The organism is Paenibacillus durus (assembly GCF_000756615.1).
GTDB classification, from domain to species: Bacteria; Bacillota; Bacilli; order Paenibacillales; family Paenibacillaceae; genus Paenibacillus_AQ; species Paenibacillus_AQ durus.
Window position 1 is genome coordinate 1347213 of the sequence record NZ_CP009288.1, and the last position, 20660, is coordinate 1367872.

The window sequence follows — 20660 nt, forward strand, 5'->3', positions numbered from 1 at the left end:
TGCCGACGAACGATACATCCGTGGCAGCCCGGCGCGCCGCCGGAAACTGCTGTAATCCTGGAAGCATAGGAGAGGGATGAGCCGGGCAGACAGAAGCGGCCCAGAAGATAAGGAGAAAGGACATCATGAAAAGGTAGAAGGTGGGTTGTGGCTCAGTCGATTCATCTTGCTAGAGCATCGCTCAGGCATACTGGATGATTAACGGTAGCAGGAGCGCCGTGGCAAGCCGGAGATAGACTAGCAGGAATGAGGACTGATTTTTAAGCCCTCGCGGGGTCGAAGAAAGACAGCGGGGAGATTACCATTAATATGTTCGACCAGTTTGGGGACCGCCCCTACTGTCGGTGTCGTGGTAGCCATAAACCAGCACATCCAGTAGATAAAGCTCAGGTTGCCGGAATGGATATGGGTACCAGAAATTGGAAGCCTCAGTACATAAGATAGCCCCCAGAGTTTCCCTGGGAGCTATCCTTATTTAATGACATATTGACCTGCAGCCTTATATTTATTGGTTTTAGCATTCCATGTGAAAATTCCTTCCGCTAAATCCCAGCCACCTTCGTTACGATATTTCTTCCAGTATTGATGAATTCTTCCCTTATTATCGATCTCAACACCTTGATCCCCCATTAATCCCAGACATTTTTGTAATGTTCCGTTTTTTAGCCGGTAAACGTATAGTTGTGTGTTCGAGGGAAAGTAATTAAAGGCGACGGCTATATGTTTCTCCGCTTTCGATGCAGAAAATACTTGAATGCTTGGATCATCCAATCCCTCGTCACTTATAATTCCAGTGTTAATGAGAACAATTACACCTTTAGAATTAACTAAAAAGAGATTCCCCGATTTAGTGAGAATGATACTTTCACTTTTTTTATCGTAATTAAGATCCGTCGTTTTAATGATTTGTATTACTTCACTAGGATACTTCTTCTTTAGAATATCTGTAGCGCTTTGAGGAGCAGCATTAATTGAAATAGGAAATAGAATTAACAACAAAGAAATGCTAATTAGTGAAATAGTTATTTTTCTCATATAACTTTCCCCACCCTTAATGAATTATTTTTCACAAGCCACTCCGTCACCATCACGATCAAGTTTACGGGAGTAACCAGGTTCGCCAGCATAAATCGGAGCAGCCCCCGCATTCCTTACAGCAGTGCAATTCTTGTAATAGACATTATCGGTTTGTGGCTCGGTGATTGTTTGTTCAGAGCCCGAATCTGTGGAAGAACTTGAAGAAGAGCTGGTTTCACAAGCGATACCGTCTCCATCTCGATCAAGCGCGCTTCGATAACCTGGATCACCTTTGTAGAGAGGATCTGCGCCGGCCGCTCGCACAGCGGTGCAATTTTTGTAGTAAACCGCTTCAATAGACGGCTTTGTGGTTACCGGCTTAGTAGAAGGTTTAGCCGTAGCAGCAGGCATTGGTGAAGGTTTGGCCGTACCGATTGCCTTGGGCGAAGCTTTCGCAACAACGACGTTATCGTTAAACCCCGAGTCAGTCGCATAATCCTCAATGCTCCAGATCCCTAGCGTCGTCTCCTGAGCTTTCTTCTGAATCGCCCGGAACTGATCAACATACTTCACATTCGGCGGAAAGACGGCTACCCTTGCATAACCTTTCTCCAGCAACAGCTCATTAACCATCCTATCTCCGAGGTAGGCGTAGGCGAACAGCCGGCCATATTTATCTCGTTCAGATACATCGAGTTCCAGTTTAACCGTTTTGCCTGTTAGAAGCTTTGTCGTAAAGGTACTTGCTTCGGGACCGAAAGGTTGAACCGGCTTGTCCGGGTGTTTGGTCTCTGGTGTGTCGACCAGAATCAGCCGGACCTTTTCTTTTGACCCGTTTTTAAGCTTTACCGTGAACGTATCTCCAGCGGTTACGGAAACCACCTGTGCTTCAATAAATTTGGTGGAGTTGGCGGATATTGATGGAGTCCTTTCCACGTTCTTGGCAGCATCATATGTAATTACAGAGGTAGCGAGGACGTTATCATTATTTCGAGCCTGCTGCTCATCAAAAACTTGTTCAAGAGGAGATTTAGTTGTAGCTGCCATAGAAATAAACAAAATAAAGGAAAGGACGGTTGACCCTAAGCAATATAATGAGACAATCTTTCGGGTTTTCCTTGAAGAATCGCCCCAACGGAGTACAAGGGATGGCTTTATTAATCCAACAAGCCAGGCAACAAAGAAGAAAAGTGTCAACAAGAAAAAGTTAACCGCCAGAGCTTCACTAAAAGGTATTCCAGAGAATATTGCGATTTCGATCAATAGGAGAAAACCCATTGCAACTAAGGACCTTTTTGACTTGAACATCTTTCTATTAATTCCTCCTAGATAGTCAATGAACACATTTTATCAGTAAAAGGAAAAATGTACTATAAATTTTGATATTTCCCCTTAACAGTTAAACCATTAAAAGGGTGTTATAATTATATAGTTGCTTGTCTACTAGCCAGAAGAACATTCAAGTTTGACTACACTGACTACCACTCCGGAGCATGAATCTCTTAAAGAGCAAAAGTGGGTATGCGTGGTTTATCACAGAGTTACCAATCCCTATTTAAAAAATCACGTCACCGATTAAAAATCACATTAAAATCACGAAAATCACAAATAAAGGTCAAACGTAAATATGAACATTCCATCGGAACATATCCATGACCACTAATTTTCGAATGGTAACAAACTCAAATAAACACTGATAAAAATGCTGGAAAGATGGGCGGCATGATGTAATTAGGCTCATAAAGCCTTATACATCAAGGGTTTCCGTGAGCGGAAACACCGTTTAACCAAATCAATATTTTTCGAGGCCTCTCAGGATTCCCTGGGAGGCCTTTTCGTTGTACCAACATGAATATACTTTTCTAAGGTGAGCGACATGTCATGAAACATAACATTTTGCAGTGATCTTTTTAACAATCGTTCTACTTTTTTCGACAATAAACATTATAATGTGATTAAAAATAACATAAAATTGTAGACAATTTCGTTTTCTGTATGTATGATAAGGCTAAATCTACGGGATGAGCGAACGATGAAAGGTTTAAATTGTGCTCACAAGCCGAGAGGAATGGGGCTCGGGAATCTAATTAAATAATTGTATACAATTATACAATTATACTTCTGTAGCGGGAACTAGCAGATTATTGACTAGGAGATGGATTTATGGACAGTTCTGTTATGAGAACACGCAGGCTATCGAAGGATAATACTTATTTTGCATTAAAACAAAAAATTATTGATAGCGAGCTAAAGCCTGACCAAGTTGTACATGAAGAGAATTTGGCAGCTTTGCTCGGAGTAAGCCGCACTCCACTAAGAGAGGCTATTCAAAGGTTGGAGAATGAGGAGTTTCTCGTTCGGCAGCCGAATGGCAGGTTGAGAGTGGCTTCAGTAACAGTGGAAGAGGTTAAAGAAATATTTCTGATCCGCAGCATGCTGGAAGGGTATATTGCCAAGAGTGCGGCCAAAAATGCCACGGATCAAGATATCCAAAATTTAACGGCTATGATTGAAAATATTAAACAATCCTTTCGGTCAGGCAAGAGTCAGGATTTTGTATCCTATGGCTTTGAATTCCATGATTATTTATCTGAAATGAGTGATCTCAAGACCTTTGTGAAAATCTTGAATCATCTAAGAGATCACGCGCTTCGCTATTGCCGGTTCGTTTCTCTGCATGGTGATTGGAACACGCAGGCGGATGAAGAACATAACTTTATCTTGCAAATGATAGCCGACAGAAACGAAGACGGGGCGGAAAAAGCGATGCAGGATCATATATTAAGCAGCTTATCCGCCGCACTAGAGAGAATCCAAGGAATTCAAGCAAACAGAGAGGATTGAGTTTGATATGAAGACAGAATGGAGTATGGACACGAAGATTATTCATGAAAGCCAGTTTCCGGACCCTCACACGGGCGCCATCTCTCAAAGCATCATACCTGCAGTCGCCTATGCTTTCCCTGATGCGGAAACAGCGGCGGCCGTTGTAGCTGGCGAGGAAGAAGGCGTTTATTACGGCAGATACGGAAACCCTACTTCCCGCACATTGGAGATGAAGATAGCGGCACTGGAAGGCGGAGAAGATGCTTTAGGAGTTTCCAGCGGAATGGCGGCCATCTCCATTGCTCTTCTCGGCTTCTTGAAGCATGGCGATCATGTCCTGGTGACCAAGGATGTGTATGGCGGTACCTATAACTTCCTGACTTCTTTGGCGCCAAGGTTTGGCATACAATTTGATTTTATCGATTGTACTGACCCAGATTCAATGATTAAGACGATTAAGCCAAATACAAAAGCAGTGTATATCGAAACTCCTTCTAATCCAAGATTGACCATTCTTGATATCAGAAAAATCTCGGAAGTCTGCAAATCGTATCAGCTCCCCGTCATTGTCGATAACACCTTTATGAGCCCTTGCTTGCAGAAGCCTTTGGAGCTTGGAGCGGATGTAGTGGTACACAGCGCTACTAAATATATTAATGGTCACGGGGATGTCTTGGCTGGATTTATTGTAGGGAAAAAAGACACCATCCAGTTCATGAGAAAGAAACTGATGGGCGATCTGGGGCAAAATTTGAATGCTTGGGACGCATTCTTAATTTTAAGAGGAATGAAGACCATGGCCTTGCGGGTAGAAAGACATTGCAGCAACGCCCAGAAAATTGCCGAATACCTTGAGTCTCATCCTTTCATTGATAAAGTCTTTTATCCGGGCTTGGCGTCACATCCTCAACATGAGCTGGCCAAACAGCAAATGAAGGGTATGGGGGGGATTGTTTCTTTTGAAGTCAAGGGAGGCTTAATTGAAGGGAAAAAATTAATCAACTCGCTGAAATTAGCGATGATTTCATTCAGCTTGGGCGATCCGGAAACCTTAGTACAGCACCCGGCCTCAATGACTCATGCTTCCATTCCGCAGGAAGAGCGAATGAAATTTGGGATTACGGATGGATTAATTCGCGTGTCGGTCGGGCTGGAGGATGCGGATGATATTATAAGCGACTTCGATCAAGCTCTCACCGCCCTTTTCTCTGCTTCAGAAACCAAAATCATAACGAAATAATACCGTAAACATTTAGGAGGAATTCCATGTCCACTAAACAGCCGGATGAGATTGAACAAGCTTTAGGCAGTCAACTGATTGACGTTCGCAGGAACCTTCACCTTGAGCCTGAATTATCTTATGAAGAGTTTAAAACGACGGAAAAACTGCGGAAATGGCTGACGGACGCCAATATTCGAATATTGAACCTCCCTTTGAAAACGGGGCTCATTGCAGAAATCGGACGCGGGGCGGGGCCAATTGCAGCCATTCGCTGCGATATCGACGCACTCCCGATTGAAGAGCAGACCGGATTGCCTTTTGCGTCAGAGGTTCCAGGGAAAATGCATGCATGCGGTCATGATTTTCACACGGCTGTCATTTTAGGCGCCGCATATTTGCTAAAAGCCCGTGAAGCAGAACTGCCCGGAACGGTTAGAGTATTGTTTCAGCCGGCGGAAGAGACCGGTCACGGGGCCGAAAGTGTTCTGGCGTCGGGAGGGCTTGAAGGAGTAGCTGCCATATTTGGCCTTCATAACTCGCCGGACTTGCCCACAGGATCATTCGGAACGAGAACCGGAGCTTTAACCGCAGGTGTTGACCGGTTTGAAATTACGGTAAAAGGTATCGGGGCTCACGCCGCAACTCCGGAGAATGGCGTGGATTCCATCGTAACTGCGGCTCAAATCATTACGGCGCTTCAGACGATTGTCAGCCGCCAGAACAGCGCCGGGGAGCCGGTTGTTCTAAGTGTCACTAGAATAAATGGCGGCTTCACCTGGAATGTACTGCCGGAGATGGTTGAACTGGAGGGCACCGTCCGAACGCATAATGAAGAGATTCGCCGCACAATCCCGGTCAAAATGACGCAAATCATCGAAGGAATTGCTGCGGCAGCCGGGGCGGAGGCCAAGCTGCATTGGTATCCAGGCCCGCCCGCAACGATCAATGACGGATACTGGGCTGATTTTACCAAAGAGATTGCGAAGCAGGCAGGGTATGAGGTGCATGATATCGCTCCGCAAATGGGAGGTGAAGACTTCTCATTGTATCTGCAGAAGATACCGGGTGCTTTTGTGAATATTGGAACCGGTCCTGCGTATGCGCTGCATCATCCGCGTTTCGATGTAGATGAGGCCGCATTATTGCCGGCTGCTGAGTATTTTGCATTATTGGCTGAGCAAGCGTTGGTGAAGCTGAAGGAGAAAGGTTAGCCCCAAATCCGATAATGAAATGAGAGGAATGTATATGATTGAATTAAAGGATGTCGGTAAAACATACACCCGCAAAGGGATCTCGAATGAGGCCTTGAAGGAAATTAATCTAAAGGTTGAGAAAGGCGATATATTTGGGGTTATCGGCTATAGCGGTGCGGGAAAGAGTACACTGATTCGTTTGGTCAATTATTTGGAAAGACCGACGAAAGGACAGGTTTTTGTGGACGGGCATGATTTAGGTAAATACAGCGTTAAAGAGCTGCGTGCCGCCAAAAAAAACATCGGCATGATCTTTCAGCATTTCAACCTGCTCGAATCGAAAAAAGTATTTGATAACGTGGCCATTCCCCTCATTTTGTTGAAGAAGAATAAAGACGAAATTCGCCAGCGTGTGCTGGAGCTGCTGGAGTTTGTTGGATTAGGCGACAAAGCGGGCAGCTATCCGAGTGAATTGTCAGGCGGACAGAAGCAGCGGGTCGGAATTGCCAGAGCGCTTGCCTCGAACCCCTCCATTCTCCTTTGCGATGAAGCGACGTCAGCGCTCGACCCGCAGACCACGCGCTCTATTTTGCAGCTTTTGAAAAAAATCAATGCAGAATACAATATCACAGTTATGATCATCACCCATGAAATGTCAGTCATTCAGGAGATTTGCAACAAGGTGGCGGTCATGGAGCAAGGACGGATTATCGAGCAAGGAAGCGTTCTGGAGGTATTCGGACATCCGCAGCATCCGACCACGCAAAATTTTGTGAAGACCGTTATTCAAAACAGCATCACAAGCAGCGTGCAAAAATCTATAAAAACAGAACCGGGCAGCGGCATTTACAAACTGGAATTTGTCGGGCAAACCGCTTCGGAGCCCATCCTGTATCAAATGATTCGTTCCTATGATGTGCAGGTCAACATTTTATTTGCCAATATGACTGAGATTCAAGAAACGACCCTCGGGAAGGTGATTGTTCAGTTAAAAGGGGAGACTGCCGAGGTTGATAAAGCCTTGTCTTTCTTAAAAAGCAGTGGAGTCGGTGTAGAGGAGGTGGAAAAGCATGCTGTCAACTACAGTTACAACTGATCAGTTTATGCAGGCGATTGTTGATACCATTTATATGGTGGGGATGTCCCTGTTTGTAGGGGCTTTAATTGGAATACCTATCGGGATTTTTCTTGTGGTTACCCGTCCGGGCGGGATTTTGGAGAACAAAATACTGTATACCATGATCAATCCCGTGATCAACATTGTCCGCTCCCTGCCTTTTATTATACTGCTCGTTGCCATTATTCCGTTTACCCGGGTGATTGTCCAGACTTCAATTGGGACAAGCGCAGCGATCGTGCCGCTGATCATTTATATCTCGCCTTATATCGGGCGCTTGGTAGAGAACTCTCTGCTTGAAGTCAACCCGGGAATTATGGAAGCGGCAGAGGCGATGGGGGCTACACCGTTTCAGGTTATCTGGCATTTTTTGTTGCCCGAGGCTTTCGGATCGTTAATCCTGTCCCTGACGACGGCGACGATCGGCTTGATTGGCGCGACCGCGATGGCGGGAACGGTTGGCGGCGGCGGAGTCGGAGACTTGGCGATCGTATATGGATACCAGCGATTTGACACGGTTGTCGTATTTGCCACTGTAGCTATCCTGATTATTTTTGTCCAGGGTATCCAATCTTTAGGCAACAATTTGGCGAGAAAGATTCGCCGCTATTAATAAAGAACTTTAAGGGGAGGAAAACGACAGGTGAGTGAATGGAGCAAACAAGACCGCTTTAACGCCATACTATCCGGGGAAAGGGCGGACCGTCCGATTGTCAGCGGCTGGCGTCATTTCATCGACAAGGAACAAAATGCGGACGATTTGGCGGAAACGACGATTGCTTTTACCAAGAAATATGATTGGGATTGGGTCAAAATTAACCCTAGAGCAACCTATCTGGCTGAAGCTTGGGGAAATCAGTATGATTTTCATGACTATCAAACCGTATTTCCCAGACAGGAAACAACCGCTGTTCCAGCGGGGGCTAATCTTTGGGATCTTGATGTGAAGAAAGCCGCGGATTCAACCCCGTTATTGGAACAATTGGAAGCGGTGCGAATGATTCGTCAAGGGCTGCCGGATACCCCTTTGATTCAAACCGTCTTTTCACCTTTAACCGTGCTGCTGTTTATTGTGGGCCGATCTGCTTATGTGACCAAAACGGTGTTTGGCATTGAAAATCCTGTCACCTTGGAATCGTTGTTTACCGAGCACAGAGCGGCGGCGCATCATGCGTTACATGTCATTTCATTAACCTTGGCCGATTATGTAAAAGAGCTTCAGCATGCGGGATCGGACGGACTGTTTTATGCGGTGACGGGTACAGCTCATCCGGGCTTGTTCAGTGAAGCGATGTTTAATGAATTTTCGAGACCCTATGATTCCATAGTACTTGAGGCTGCGAGCTACGGGAAAAATGTCCTGCACACTTGCGGAGCCCATGCCCAGCCTGAAAGATTTAACGATTACCGGATCGACGGCATCAGCTGGGACACCAAGGCCGAAGGAAATCCGGACCTGGATGCGGCGTTAACGGCAACCAAGGTAGGCGGCGTCGATCATGCTTTGTTTGCGGTAAATGACATTGCTGAAATTAAGCAGCAGGCTGGGGAAGCCTTGAGCTTGATGAAGGACCAGCCTTTTATTCTCGCTCCCAACTGTGCAATCCCGCTTAATGTAACCGATGAAGCTCTGGAGCAGTTTAAAAAATCTGTTTTTGAAAAGGAGACAAGAGTATGAAAAAGTTATTGCTCGTTCTTTTGGTTGGGATGGTAACGCTGCTGACGGCTTGCGGCCAAAATGCCGATAAAGGCTCGAATTCAGGGGCTGCGCCGGAAGAAAAGAAAGAGATTACCGTTGGATTTGGCGTGGGAACGTACGAAGAGCAGTTTCGCCAATCGATTCTGCCGATTTTAGAGAAAAAGGGCTACAAGGTTGACATTAAGACTTTCTCTCAAAACATGCAGGTAAACCCAGCCATGAAAGAAGGCTCCATTGACGCGAGCATATTCCAAAGCACGGCGTATATGGAAGCGATTAACAAAGAAATCGGCGCGGACATGGTGGGAATCGCCTATGTGCCGGGTGCGCCGCAAGGTCTCTACTCCGTTAAGCACACTACACTCGATGATGTAAAAGACGGCACTACCGTTGCTGTCCCCAATGATCCGGTTAACCAGGAACGTGCGCTTCGGATTCTGGAAGAACTTGGGTGGGTAAAGATTAAAGAAGGTGCAGGTGTGGAGGACTTTAACATTAACAGCATGGAGCCGGACAAGTATAAAATTGATATTAAAATTCTGGACCCTGCCCAAATCCTCGTATCGCTGGAAGATGTGGATTATGGAGTCGTTAACGGAAACTACATTGCAAACGCCGGCAAAAAGATTACAGACGCATTGAAAATAGAAAATACGCCAATGCAGCACAGAATCATCGTATCCATCAACAAGAAAGATGAAAATACTCAATGGGCCAAAGACTTGAAAGCCGCCTATGAGTCGCCGGAGTTTGAAGAATATATCACGGGAATAGAGAAATACGACGGATTCATTCTTCCCGAAGCGTGGAAAACCAATAAGTAAGGAAGTGGATGGGTTGATCAACAAGCAGATTCACTTTATCGGCGGCGGACAAATGGCTGAGGCCATTATCCGCGCCGTTGTAACCAATCAAACGATATCCGCGGACCGAATTAGCGTAACGGATATCAATGAGGCGCGTCTTCAGTTTTTAAGCCAAACTTATGGAGTGAACACGGACAGCTCTCAAGAGAAATTTCTGGCTGAAGCAGCCTTGATTGTGATTGCTGTCCGGCCGCAGGACAATTTGGCTGCATTAGGAGAAGCTGTACGGGAATTCGCCGCACCAACCGCCGCAATCGTTTCGATTGTGGCAGGTGTGACGATGGAGAAGCTGGCCGGCTTTTTTGGAGCCGAACGCCCTATTATCCGGGTCATTCCAAATACGTTGACCGATACGGGTTACGGTTATAGCGGGGTTGCCTTGAATGCCTACGCCAATCCAGATCAGGTGGAGGAGTTCTTGCTGGGATTCGGCAAAGTGCAGTATCTGGATGAATCCCTCATTGATATCTTTACCGGATATGGTGTGGCTGGACCGAATTACATTTATTATTTTATTGAATCGCTTGCGGATGCCGGTGTGCTCGCCGGATTGCCCCGGGAACAAGCATGGAATGTTGCGCTGGAAAATTGTATTGGAGCTGTCGCCATGCTGAAACAGACCGGACTGCATCCAAGACAGCTGCTTGATATTAATAACTCTCCCGGCGGTGTAGGCATTCATGGCCTGTACGAACTGAACAACAGTGATTTCGCGGCCGGCCTGCAAAGAAGCGTCTTGGCGGCTGTAAAGCGGACAACCGAGTTAGGGGCGAAATAGCCATGGCATCGAAAAATTGGGATCATCTTGTTCATTATGTCAATGATTTGGAGCACCCGGTTGAAATCTTTCGGGAACATGGTTTAGTTGCCTTCAAGGGAGGCTCGCATACAGAGTGGGGAACCTATAACAGCTTAAGCTATTTTGGGTTAACCTATATCGAGTTTCTGGGTATTGAGAATCTTGAATTAGCGAAGGCGACGGAACATAACCGTGTGGTGAAAGATGCGGTTGACGTATTACCGGAGCATGAAGTATTGAGCAGATTCGTTATTCGGACCGATGATATTGAAGAAATGGCCGCTTCTTTGAAAGCGGCAGGCTTAAAGCTTTCTCCTATCATGGACGGTAAGCGTCTGGACAACACGGGCAGATTAATCGAGTGGCGGATGATGACCATTGACGGTGATTTTGGCGGACTGGTCTATCCGTTTATCATTCAATGGAAAGGGACGGATGCGGAAAGATTGGAGCGCTTAACGGCATCCGGCATCATTCAGCCTCATCCTGCTGGTAATGCGGAAATCAAGCGGGCGGTATTCCATGTCTCCGATCCGGCAGCTGCCGCCGAGCATTGGGGGAGGTTATTCGGACTAACTGCCTTGGAGCCGGAAGACCGTTCAGCCACCCTTAAGATTGGCGATAAGTTTTTTGATTTCGTAAAAGGGGACGAGAACGGGTTCAAACAGGTGATTTTTGAAACGGATTCTGTAAGGCTGAAAGGGAAAACCATTCGGATTGGCGAAGGAGAATATGTTTTCACTTAAAAACGATGTTCTCGTAAAGGTTCTATATTTTCGAATACAGGGCCTTTTTTTTCTGGCGTATTTTATGGCTTTAACGCACGCTCTGATAAATACATAGTTGACATATAGGGATTATATGTTTAAGATGGGAATTAGAGATATACCGACCATACGAATGGAGGCATTTTCCTTTGGGAGAATGCCTTTTCGTCGTTATTTTAAGGAGGTGGGAAAAATGAAGCTGGAGTCGACGTTGTGTTCATCAAGTGCAGCAGAGGACGATATCAGTCGCCACCCTTGCTACAGCGAGGAAGCCCATCGGTTTTTTGCCCGGATGCATATCCCGGTAGCTCCCGCCTGCAACATCCAATGCAACTACTGCAACCGTAAATTCGACTGCGTGAACGAAAGCAGACCTGGGGTTGTCAGTGAGGTGCTCACTCCGGAACAAGCGGAGCGGAAAGTAAAAGGTGTGGCAGCACAGCTCATGCAGCTGTCGGTGGTCGGCATAGCCGGTCCAGGCGATCCGCTTGCAAATGCGGATAAGACTTTCGATACCTTTGCGAGAGTCAAGAAGCATGTCCAAGGTGTGATGACCTGTCTCAGCACCAACGGACTTACGCTGTACCGGCACATCGATCGAATCGTTGAACTCGGGATCGGGCATGTAACGATAACGATTAACGCCATCGACCCGGATGTCGGTAAAGAGATTTATCCTTGGGTATTTGATGAAGGAGTGCGTTACGAAGGAAGAGAAGCCGCCGCTCTGCTGATCAGCCGTCAGCTTCAAGGCGTGGAGGAACTGGCGAAGCGAGGCATTCTCGTCAAAGTCAACTCGATTATGATTCCGGGGGTCAACGACAAGCATCTGGTTGAAGTATCAAAGAAAGTTAAGGAGCTCGGCGCGACGCTTCACAATGTAACGCCGCTGATTATCGCTCCTGGCAGCCAGTATGAGAAGGACGGACGCAAGGCTCCTCGTCCAAGAGAACTGAACCAGTTGCAAGAGCAGCTGAGCGAGGGCGGAACGAAGCTGATGCGCCACTGCCGCCAATGCCGCGCCGACGCGGTTGGGCTGCTCGGCCAGGACCGTAACCAGGATTTTCAACTGGAAACGATGGAAGCCGATCCGGTTATCGACCTGGATGCAAGAGAACAGTTCCAGCAGGAGCTCGATAGCAAAATCCGTCAGCGCCTGATCGCGAAGGAGAACCGCCGGACGATTCTTGATGAGAACAAGAAGACAAGAGTCGCGGTTGCTTCCAGAGGCGGAGACAAGGTCAACCAGCATTTTGGCCATGCGACGGAATTCATGATTTTCGATACCGACGGAACCGAAGTGAAATTCATCGGGATCCGGAAGATACAGGCGTACTGCCACGGCACAGCCGATTGCAACGGAGACAAGGGCGAAACGCTTCAAGAGATTACCTCAATCCTTAGCGATTGCCGGATTCTCCTCAGCTCCGGTATCGGCGACGCGCCTCGCGCGGCGCTGAACAAAGCAGGCATACTGCCCCTGGTCCGCAAAGGCGGAATACAGGAAGTTATCCTTGAAAGTGTGAAGTACGGTTCCTATTTTGAAAATATGAATATATCGAAGGGATAATTAATCATGAGTAAGAAACCAAGACAAATCGCATTCTACGGTAAAGGCGGTATCGGTAAATCCACAACTTCCCAGAACACTTTGGCTCAGCTGGCAACGACTTTTGATCAAAAAATCATGATCGTAGGCTGCGACCCTAAAGCCGACTCCACTCGTCTGATCCTGAATACGAAAGCTCAACAAACGGTACTTCACCTGGCTGCTGAATTGGGTTCGGTAGAAGATCTTGAACTCGAAGACGTAGTCGCAACCGGCTTTGGCGGCATCCTCTGCGTGGAGTCCGGCGGTCCGGAACCAGGCGTAGGCTGCGCAGGCCGCGGGATCATCACTTCCATCAACTTCCTGGAAGAGCAAGGCGCTTATGACGGCATGGACTTCATCTCCTACGACGTACTGGGTGACGTTGTATGCGGCGGTTTCGCAATGCCTATCCGCGAGAACAAAGCACAAGAGATTTATATCGTCTGCTCCGGTGAAATGATGGCTATGTACGCAGCGAACAACATCGCACGCGGTATCCTGAAATATGCTCAAAGCGGCGGCGTTCGTCTGGGCGGCCTGATCTGTAACTCCCGTAACACCGACCGTGAAGACGAGCTGATCACGGAACTTGCGCGTCGTCTGAACACGCAAATGATCCACTTCGTGCCTCGCGACAACGTCGTACAACATGCCGAGCTGAGAAGAATGACGGTTACTCAATACAACCCGGATCATCCTCAAGCTCAAGAGTACAAGCAGCTGGCTGACAAAATCCTGCACAACGAAAAGCTGACGATCCCGACTCCGATCGAAATGGACGAACTGGAACAACTGTTGATCGAGTTCGGTGTGGTAGAAGACGAAGAAACAGCTATCAAGAAGCTCGAAGCTGCTGGTCACTAGGGCGTGTCTGAAAACTAATCTTAATGGGGCTACTTTAACAAAATCATCGCAGAAGCCAAAAAGGCAAAGCTCAAAAAATTTCGGGAAAGCTTGTCATAGCGTGTTGCAATCCCCCGGAATTGTTTGAGTTTGTTGAAAAAACATTCCACAACATGGCGTTCTTTATAATGGTGAAAATCACATGCCCAAGGATCTGCCGCATTGGACTTGGGCGGGATGCAGAACGTTGCGTTTTGGGATTCAATATACGTTCGAATATTCTGGGTTCCGTAGGCTTTATCGGCTAAAACCATGCTTCCAGACAACGTTACGTCAGAGAGGACTTCGATGGCTACCGTACAGTCATGGATGTTTCCAGGCGTTAGAAACAGACGAACCGGATTACCCAGCGCGTCCACTACGGCGTGGATTTTGGTATTGCGTCCCCCTCGGGAAAGTCCGATTTCCTGGTTGGTTTCGGCGTTTTCGGCCCCTTTTTAGCCCCTGCTGCGTGCTGGTGAACTTTACAGGAGGTGCTGTCCAGTGAGACATCCTGCAAGTCCGCATCGCTGGTCAAGGACTCAAACACCTTTTGAAAAAGGTCATCGTTGCTCCATAAACGGAATCGGGAATACACGGTTTTCCAAGGGCCAAAACGTTCAGGCAAATCACGCCAAGGAGCCCCTGTTTTGACTTTCCAAAGCATTCCATTAAGCATCACTCGATTGGGTTTTGAGGGTCTACCTTCTCCCGTGTTTTCGGGTGGCAATAGATCTTGTATTCGTTCCCAGTCTGGTCCTTAATTTCGTGGCGTCTTAGCATCTTTTTACAATCCCCTCGTGATTTCATTCTTGTAAAATTATGCTACGGTTACGCTTTTGAAGCAATATCTAGTTTTCAGACACGCCCTAATAAAAAAAGAAAAATATACGATGAGAGGTTGATGCCAAAATGAGTCAACAAACGTTTAATCCGACCCAGGAGCTTTCTGAAGAAGTAAAAGCCAATCGCCAAGCCGATCATTCGATCAATCCGTTGTTTGTAAACCGCTGGTCTCCTCGTTCGTTCTCCGGCCAGAATGTTAGCGAAGAGGATCTGCTGACTGTGCTGGAGGCCGCGCGCTGGGCTCCGTCCGCCAGAAACGGACAGCCCTGGCGTTTCATCCTGGCCAACACGGAGGAGGAGCTGCAAACCTTCCGGGAATTGATCTTCCCAAGCAACCGGGTGTGGGCTGATCAGGCGCCAGCCATTATTGGTCTTGCTTCCTACAAGCTGTGGGAAGATGGCCAGCCCAACCCGTACCATGCGTTCGACACCGGTGCCGCCTGGCAGGCGATAGCGCTTCAAGCCTCGCTACTCGGCTTGTCCACCCGCGCCATTGCCAGCTTCGATAAGGAGAAGGCCCGTACTGCCCTGAATGTGCCGGATGATTATGATGTACATCTGCTGATACCGATTGGATACCAGGGGCAGGCCGATGTCTTGGACGAAAATTTTCGCAGCCTTGAGAAGCCGAACGGCCGGCGGTCTTTAAGTGACAGTATCATTGAAGGAAAATGGGATTTGCCGCAAGCTTAAACCCCTGCCGGCGACTAAGGACAAAAAGAGACTGTTTTGCCAAGCGATGCTTGGTGGGACGGCCTCTTTTTTGTGCTTGGAAGCGCATCGTGTTAACGGGTGAAGGTTACGAGTTTGCCGCAGGTCTGACCTGCGGGATTGCTTTGGAACGGTTCATCCTTGCAAAAATGTAAAAAAATTAATTAATCTTGCATAAACAATATTCGACATTACATTTGATACTCTGCCCTCAAAATAAATTTGATAGGCAATTTGGCAATGAAGGAGGAGAATCAGGGTTTGCAGCATGTACGATTTTCAGAGAAAGAGACAACAGAGCAGATTCCTGCTTTACCCCCGGTCCGTTACCGTGTCGCCTCGTTTAATATCCGCTTTGACAATCCCGAGGATCGGAGAAACCGCTGGGAATTTCGCAAGAGCAATCTTCTGGGAATGCTCCATTACTATTCTTGGGATATCATCGGTCTGCAGGAGGTTTGCGGAAATCAAATGACCGAATTGGCCGCACTCTCCGGCTACCGCTATGAGGGCGAAGGCCGCGATGGAGGGCTAAGCGGCGAACATTGCCCTATATTCTATCGCAAGGATATTTTCGAGAAGGAAGCCGGAGGAACGTTTTGGCTTTCCTTATCTCCAGGGGAACCCTCAATATCGTGGGGGGCGGACTGCCCCCGTATATGCACCTGGGCAAGATTGCGGGACAAGAGAACTGGACAGGTTCTCGTCTTCCTGAACACGCACTTGGACCATATCAGCGAAGAAGCCCGTTTTCAAGGGGCGAGATTGATTACCGACTGGATAGGCTCGTATGTCCCGGATGCTCCGGTTATGATAACAGGCGATTTTAATGCAGGCAGGGAAGAACGATGCTACCGGAAATTAAGCGGATTTTTGCGGGATGCCAAGTGGGTTTCAGAAGGAATTCCATACGGTCCTGAAGGCACTTTTTCAAATTTTGACTACAACATGCCGTGGGCGGAAATGAAGGAGATCGACTACATCCTGGTCAGTGAACAGGTCAAGGTTGTGTCGATGCGAACGGTAACTGACAGCTTTGACAGACACTACCCCTCCGATCATTTTCCTGTAACTGCAGAGGTTGAAATTCGGAGATAAAACAAGAACTACAATAAAAAACAAGGGGTTTTTAATATTATGAAGCAAACGTTTAATCTTCTGTTGATTTTAACGCTGTGTTTTTTGCTTGCCGCTTGCGGGAATGGAAATTCTTCCGCCAATCAAGGGGCTGCCTCACCGGAAGCATCCACTGGACAAGCTGAGCCGCAGACCAGCCAGGAGCCCGTTAATGAAAAACTGATCGTTTATACCAACTCCAATTCGGACGGCAGGGGAGAATGGCTGATCGATAAGGCCAAGGCTGCCGGATTCGATATTGAGATTGTGGGTGCGGGCGGCGCCGATCTGACCAATCGCCTGATCGCGGAGAAGAACAATCCCATCGCCGACGTGGCATATGGCTTGAACTCCATGTTGTATGAAATCCTGACTCAGAACGATGTGCTAGAACCCTTTACCCCGGAGTGGGTGGGAGAGATCGAAAAGGGATTGAATGATCCCGATGGCTACTACCACAGCTTGGTGAAGCAGGCTATTCTGCTGGTCTATAATCCCGAGAAATTCACGACGGAAACCGCGCCTAAGGAATGGACCGATCTGTGGAACAAAGCGGAATACAAGGGCTTGTACGAAGCGCCTACCCTGCTGGGACAAGTTACACCGCGGATCGTCGTAGCGGGCATTCTGACGCGTTATCAGGACCCAAGCGGAGAATACGGCATTTCGGATGAAGGCTGGGAACAAATCAAGAAGTTCTATGATAACGGCGTCCCCGCCGTGGAGGGCGAAGATTTCTACTCCAAGCTGGCCGGCGGCCAAACACCGATCGGTGCGTTGGTATCGGGCGTATTGGCATCCAAAGAGAAGCAGTACGGCGTTAAATCCGGCATTGTTTTACCGGAGATCGGCGTTCCGGTCATTGTCGAACAAACGGCAATCATAAAAGGGACGAAGAAACGGGAAACGGCGGAACGTTTCATCAACTGGCTGGGAAGCGCCGAGACGCAGGGCGAATTCGCGAAAGAGTTTAACGCGATGCCTGCCAACGCCAAAGCTGCGGAACAGGCCAATGAAGACGTGAAAAAACTGTACGCCTCCATTAAAACGCAGACGATGGATTGGGCCTTTATCGCCCAGAATATTGACAATTGGGCTGAGAAAATCGAGCTGGAAGTATTGAAATAAACGCATGATTACATTCAAAGATATTCATATTCAGTTCGGAGAGCAATCAGTTATCCCAAACCTGAACCTGCAGATCAGGGAGGGCGAGTTTTTTACATTTCTGGGTCCGTCCGGCTGTGGCAAGACTACCATTCTTCGCAGTCTGGTCGGTTTTATCAACCCGTCGGACGGGCAAATTTTGCTGAACGACCGGGACATCACCAATGTTCCAATCGAAAAGAGAGGGATCAGCATGGTGTTTCAGAGCTACGCGCTGTTTCCCACTTTGAACGTTTATGAGAATATCGCTTTTGGACTCAGGGTAAAAAAAATCCCTTCTGCCCGCTTGGATGAAGAAGTTCGCGATATCGCGCAAAAGGTCGATTTAAGCGAAGAACAGCTCTTTAAGAAGGTGTCCGAATTGTCCGGCGGACAGCAGCAGCGGGTGGCCATTGCCAGAGCGCTTGTGCTGAAGCCGAGCATCTTGGCTCTGGACGAGCCTTTATCCAATCTTGACGCAAAGCTTCGGGTGCAGCTGCGCAACGAGCTGAAGAGTCTGCAAAAAAAGTTTGGCATCACCACGATTTACGTTACGCATGACCAGGAAGAAGCCTTGACTCTTTCGGACCGGATCGCGGTGTTTCATAAGGGTGTTGCCGAGCAGGTAGGGACGCCGCAAGAGATTTATAACCATTCCGCGACCGAGTTCGTATGCAACTTCATCGGAAGCAGCAATTTGTTGGACCCCGCGCTTGCCGCAGGGCCATTGAAGACTTGGGCAGATCCGGGGAAGAACGTTTATATCCGTAATGAAAAAGTCAGCCTGTACCCTTTTTCGAGCGATGAAACAGCGGTTGTGGTCAAAGGCAGAATTGTGGAGCAGGAATTTTACGGTATATACACCAAATATACGATTGAAACCGACGGATACGGCATGCTGAAAAGCGTGGAAATTGCAAATAGCCTGAACTGCCGTTCGGCAGGAGACGAAGTTGAGGTTTATCTCAATGTCAAGGATATTTTGCAGTATTAGGCGAAAGGGGACTACAAACGAATATGCCTAAAATCAGATCCGCCTTGTCGTCGATCCCTATCGCTGCCTGGCTCATGTATGCTTTTCTTGGATGGTTTATCGTCGCTTTTCTGATTTATCCCAACCTTAATGTCTATTACGAGATTTTTTTTGGCGGCGGTTCATTTTCGCTGAATGCGGTGCAAAAATTAATCTCCTCCGACCGGGCGATGAAAAGTCTGTACAACAGCTTCATCCTTGCCTTATCACTGGTTGTCACGGTTAATATGGTCGGCATCTTTCTCGTTCTGGTTACGGAGTATTTTGAGATTAAAGGCGCCAAAATACTGCGGCTCGGTTATTTCACCACACTGGTATACAGCGGCGTTGTCCTGGTATCGGGCTATAAGTTCATTTACGGAGAATCCGGCTTTATTACCAGGGTTCTGTCCCATCTGTTTCATGCTTTTAATGTCAACTGGTTTCACGGATACGGGGCGGTGCTGTTTGTCATGACCTTTGCTTGCACCTCCAACCATGTCATCTTTTTGACCAACGCGCTCCGCAAGTTGGATTTCCAAACCGTAGAAGCGGCGAAAAATATGGGGGCCTCCACCTTTTATATCCTGAGGCGCGTCGTACTGCCGGTGCTGAAGCCGACGATTTTTGCGCTGACCATTCTGCTTTTTCTCACCGGGCTTGGAGCGACATCGGCGCCGCTGATTTTGGGAGGTTCCGAATTTCAGACCATTACGCCCATGATTCTTACCTTCGCAAGAAGTGTAACTTCAAAGGATCTGGCGGCTCTTCTGGCCCTTGTCTTGGGACTGGCCACGCTGTTGCTTCTGACCTTGATGATCCGGTTTGAAAAAAATGGGAATTTCATGTCGGTATCCAAGGTGAAATCCGCGCTGGTTAAGCAAAAAATCAACAACAGATTATGCAATGTGCTGGTTCATACCACCGCGTATTTCTTGTTTGTCATTTATACCATTCCCGTCGTGCTCATTATTTTGTTTTCATTTACCGATGCCCAGAGTATTTCCACAGCCACGCTGTCTCCCGGCGTATTTACAATGGACAACTATATCACCGTTTTTTCCAGTATGACCGCGTTTAAGCCGTATTTGGTTAGCATTTGTTATGCGGCGGCGGCTTCACTGGCCGTAGTGGCGCTATCATTGATGGCTTCTCGAATATTGCATAAGTTTAATAATGTCTGGAGCCGGACGCTGGAATACGCTTTGCTGATTCCCTGGATGCTGCCCTCCACGCTGATCGCCATCGGCCTGATTGTTACCTTTGACACACCCAAGCCGATTTTGGGCAATACCGTGCTGCTGGGCACCGTATGGATGCTGCTTATCGCTTATGTAATTGTTCATATTCCGTTTACGCTCAGGATGGTGAAAGCCTCTTTTTTCAGTATTGACAGCAATTTGGAGGACGCCGCTAAAAATTTGGGGGCCCGTTCTTTCTATTCGTTCAGAAGAGTGCTGCTGCCGATTATTCTTCCGTCTGCCTTGGCTGTTCTGGCGCTTAATTTCAATGGCATATTGGCGGATTACGATCTTACGGTATTCCTGTACCACCCGTTATATCAGCCGCTGGGCATTGTTATTAAAAACAGCACCGATGCGCAGGCGCTGGCCGATACTCAGGCATTGACCCTGGTGTATTCCGTAGTCCTGATGATGATGTCCGCCATTACGCTCTATGGAGTATACGGCAGAAAGAGCCGCGGCAAAAGAGATTGACCCAACATATCATAAAGCGAGCCTCCTTAGCCGGCTGTTCAGATCTTTATTCTGAACGGCTGCTTGCCAGGAGGCTCGCCAATCTGAGCCTCTCATAAGTTCAATGAACTTATGAGAAGCTTCTTTTTAGAA

The 20660-nt window shown here is 47.7% G+C and carries 19 protein-coding genes; 16 read left to right on the top strand and 3 right to left on the bottom strand.

Going from position 1 to position 20660, the window contains the following annotated elements; translation table 11 throughout:
- Window positions 1-471: 471 nt before the first annotated feature.
- On the bottom strand, window positions 472-1035 hold the full coding sequence (locus PDUR_RS06110; RefSeq protein ID WP_042205507.1) for a hypothetical protein: 564 nt from the start codon (window positions 1033-1035) through the stop codon (window positions 472-474).
- A gap of 24 nt (window positions 1036-1059) precedes the next feature.
- Complete coding sequence (locus PDUR_RS29695) at window positions 1060-2325, bottom strand: thermonuclease family protein (RefSeq protein ID WP_052410086.1); 1266 nt, start codon at window positions 2323-2325, stop codon at window positions 1060-1062.
- Between the two features lie 855 nt (window positions 2326-3180).
- On the opposite strand from PDUR_RS29695, the gene PDUR_RS06120 reads away from it, so the two are divergent.
- From PDUR_RS06120 to nifH, 11 genes are all read left to right on the top strand, one after another.
- Window positions 3181-3861: a GntR family transcriptional regulator gene (locus tag PDUR_RS06120; protein ID WP_233277489.1), complete on the top strand. Its 681-nt coding sequence runs from the start codon at window positions 3181-3183 to the stop codon at window positions 3859-3861.
- 7 nt (window positions 3862-3868) lie between these two features.
- Window positions 3869-5083: a trans-sulfuration enzyme family protein gene (locus tag PDUR_RS06125; RefSeq protein ID WP_042205508.1), complete on the top strand. Its 1215-nt coding sequence runs from the start codon at window positions 3869-3871 to the stop codon at window positions 5081-5083.
- Between the two features lie 26 nt (window positions 5084-5109).
- Window positions 5110-6276, top strand: a complete 1167-nt coding sequence (locus tag PDUR_RS06130; protein ID WP_042205509.1) for an amidohydrolase — start codon at window positions 5110-5112, stop codon at window positions 6274-6276.
- Window positions 6277-6310: 34 nt separating this feature from the next.
- A complete protein-coding gene (locus tag PDUR_RS06135) occupies window positions 6311-7354 on the top strand; it encodes a methionine ABC transporter ATP-binding protein (protein ID WP_042209120.1) in 1044 nt (347 codons plus the stop codon).
- Complete coding sequence (locus PDUR_RS06140; protein ID WP_042205510.1) at window positions 7329-7988, top strand: methionine ABC transporter permease; 660 nt, start codon at window positions 7329-7331, stop codon at window positions 7986-7988. The genes PDUR_RS06135 and PDUR_RS06140 overlap by 26 nt, the downstream gene beginning before the upstream one ends.
- Before the next feature lie 30 nt (window positions 7989-8018).
- A complete protein-coding gene (locus tag PDUR_RS06145; protein WP_042205511.1) occupies window positions 8019-9053 on the top strand; it encodes a uroporphyrinogen decarboxylase family protein in 1035 nt (344 codons plus the stop codon).
- Window positions 9050-9898, top strand: a complete 849-nt coding sequence (locus PDUR_RS06150; RefSeq protein ID WP_042205512.1) for a MetQ/NlpA family ABC transporter substrate-binding protein — start codon at window positions 9050-9052, stop codon at window positions 9896-9898. The genes PDUR_RS06145 and PDUR_RS06150 overlap by 4 nt, the downstream gene beginning before the upstream one ends.
- Before the next feature lie 13 nt (window positions 9899-9911).
- Window positions 9912-10718 carry a pyrroline-5-carboxylate reductase gene (gene proC / locus PDUR_RS06155; protein WP_330217241.1) on the top strand — a complete coding sequence of 269 codons (807 nt, stop codon included), beginning with the start codon at window positions 9912-9914 and terminating at the stop codon, window positions 10716-10718.
- A 2-nt stretch (window positions 10719-10720) separates the two neighbouring features.
- Window positions 10721-11485 carry a VOC family protein gene (locus tag PDUR_RS06160; RefSeq protein ID WP_042205513.1) on the top strand — a complete coding sequence of 255 codons (765 nt, stop codon included), beginning with the start codon at window positions 10721-10723 and terminating at the stop codon, window positions 11483-11485.
- Window positions 11486-11699: 214 nt separating this feature from the next.
- Window positions 11700-13076 carry a nitrogenase cofactor biosynthesis protein NifB gene (gene nifB / locus PDUR_RS06165; RefSeq protein WP_042205514.1) on the top strand — a complete coding sequence of 459 codons (1377 nt, stop codon included), beginning with the start codon at window positions 11700-11702 and terminating at the stop codon, window positions 13074-13076.
- 6 nt (window positions 13077-13082) lie between these two features.
- Window positions 13083-13961: a nitrogenase iron protein gene (gene nifH, locus PDUR_RS06170; protein ID WP_042205515.1), complete on the top strand. Its 879-nt coding sequence runs from the start codon at window positions 13083-13085 to the stop codon at window positions 13959-13961.
- A gap of 29 nt (window positions 13962-13990) precedes the next feature.
- Here nifH and PDUR_RS27820 read toward each other — a convergent pair.
- Window positions 13991-14721, bottom strand: a protein-coding gene (locus tag PDUR_RS27820; RefSeq protein WP_156130327.1) for an IS5 family transposase whose coding sequence is annotated in 2 segments (ribosomal slippage) — window positions 13991-14433 and window positions 14433-14721 — 732 coding nt in all. Because the reading frame shifts where the segments join, the coding sequence is not laid out codon by codon here.
- A gap of 170 nt (window positions 14722-14891) precedes the next feature.
- Between PDUR_RS27820 and PDUR_RS06185 the strand changes: the two genes are divergently transcribed.
- From PDUR_RS06185 to PDUR_RS06205, 5 genes are all read left to right on the top strand, one after another.
- Complete coding sequence (locus PDUR_RS06185) at window positions 14892-15518, top strand: nitroreductase family protein (RefSeq protein ID WP_042205518.1); 627 nt, start codon at window positions 14892-14894, stop codon at window positions 15516-15518.
- Between the two features lie 279 nt (window positions 15519-15797).
- Entirely contained in the window at window positions 15798-16634 is an 837-nt protein-coding gene (locus PDUR_RS06190) for an endonuclease/exonuclease/phosphatase family protein (RefSeq protein ID WP_052410087.1), read from the top strand.
- A 39-nt stretch (window positions 16635-16673) separates the two neighbouring features.
- Window positions 16674-17780 (top strand): extracellular solute-binding protein, encoded by a 1107-nt coding sequence (locus PDUR_RS06195; RefSeq protein ID WP_042205519.1) that lies wholly within the window; start codon window positions 16674-16676, stop codon window positions 17778-17780.
- 4 nt (window positions 17781-17784) lie between these two features.
- Window positions 17785-18792, top strand: a complete 1008-nt coding sequence (locus PDUR_RS06200) for an ABC transporter ATP-binding protein (RefSeq protein ID WP_042205520.1) — start codon at window positions 17785-17787, stop codon at window positions 18790-18792.
- Between the two features lie 74 nt (window positions 18793-18866).
- Window positions 18867-20528, top strand: a complete 1662-nt coding sequence (locus PDUR_RS06205; RefSeq protein WP_407944312.1) for an ABC transporter permease — start codon at window positions 18867-18869, stop codon at window positions 20526-20528.
- Window positions 20529-20660: the final 132 nt, after the last annotated feature.

Excerpts from the sequence above, each read along its gene's own strand:
- PDUR_RS06110 (WP_042205507.1), bottom strand. The coding sequence starts at position 1,035 with ATGAGAAAAATAACTATTTCACTAATTAGCATTTCTTTGTTGTTAATT.
- PDUR_RS29695 (WP_052410086.1), bottom strand. The coding sequence starts at position 2,325 with ATGTTCAAGTCAAAAAGGTCCTTAGTTGCAATGGGTTTTCTCCTATTG.
- PDUR_RS06120 (WP_233277489.1), top strand. The coding sequence starts at position 3,181 with ATGGACAGTTCTGTTATGAGAACACGCAGGCTATCGAAGGATAATACT.
- PDUR_RS06125 (WP_042205508.1), top strand. The coding sequence starts at position 3,869 with ATGAAGACAGAATGGAGTATGGACACGAAGATTATTCATGAAAGCCAG.
- PDUR_RS06130 (WP_042205509.1), top strand. The coding sequence starts at position 5,110 with ATGTCCACTAAACAGCCGGATGAGATTGAACAAGCTTTAGGCAGTCAA.
- PDUR_RS06135 (WP_042209120.1), top strand. The coding sequence starts at position 6,311 with ATGATTGAATTAAAGGATGTCGGTAAAACATACACCCGCAAAGGGATC.
- PDUR_RS06140 (WP_042205510.1), top strand. The coding sequence starts at position 7,329 with ATGCTGTCAACTACAGTTACAACTGATCAGTTTATGCAGGCGATTGTT.
- PDUR_RS06150 (WP_042205512.1), top strand. The coding sequence starts at position 9,050 with ATGAAAAAGTTATTGCTCGTTCTTTTGGTTGGGATGGTAACGCTGCTG.
- PDUR_RS06160 (WP_042205513.1), top strand. The coding sequence starts at position 10,721 with ATGGCATCGAAAAATTGGGATCATCTTGTTCATTATGTCAATGATTTG.
- nifB (WP_042205514.1), top strand. The coding sequence starts at position 11,700 with ATGAAGCTGGAGTCGACGTTGTGTTCATCAAGTGCAGCAGAGGACGAT.
- nifH (WP_042205515.1), top strand. The coding sequence starts at position 13,083 with ATGAGTAAGAAACCAAGACAAATCGCATTCTACGGTAAAGGCGGTATC.
- PDUR_RS06185 (WP_042205518.1), top strand. The coding sequence starts at position 14,892 with ATGAGTCAACAAACGTTTAATCCGACCCAGGAGCTTTCTGAAGAAGTA.
- PDUR_RS06195 (WP_042205519.1), top strand. The coding sequence starts at position 16,674 with ATGAAGCAAACGTTTAATCTTCTGTTGATTTTAACGCTGTGTTTTTTG.
- PDUR_RS06200 (WP_042205520.1), top strand. The coding sequence starts at position 17,785 with ATGATTACATTCAAAGATATTCATATTCAGTTCGGAGAGCAATCAGTT.
- PDUR_RS06205 (WP_407944312.1), top strand. The coding sequence starts at position 18,867 with ATGTATGCTTTTCTTGGATGGTTTATCGTCGCTTTTCTGATTTATCCC.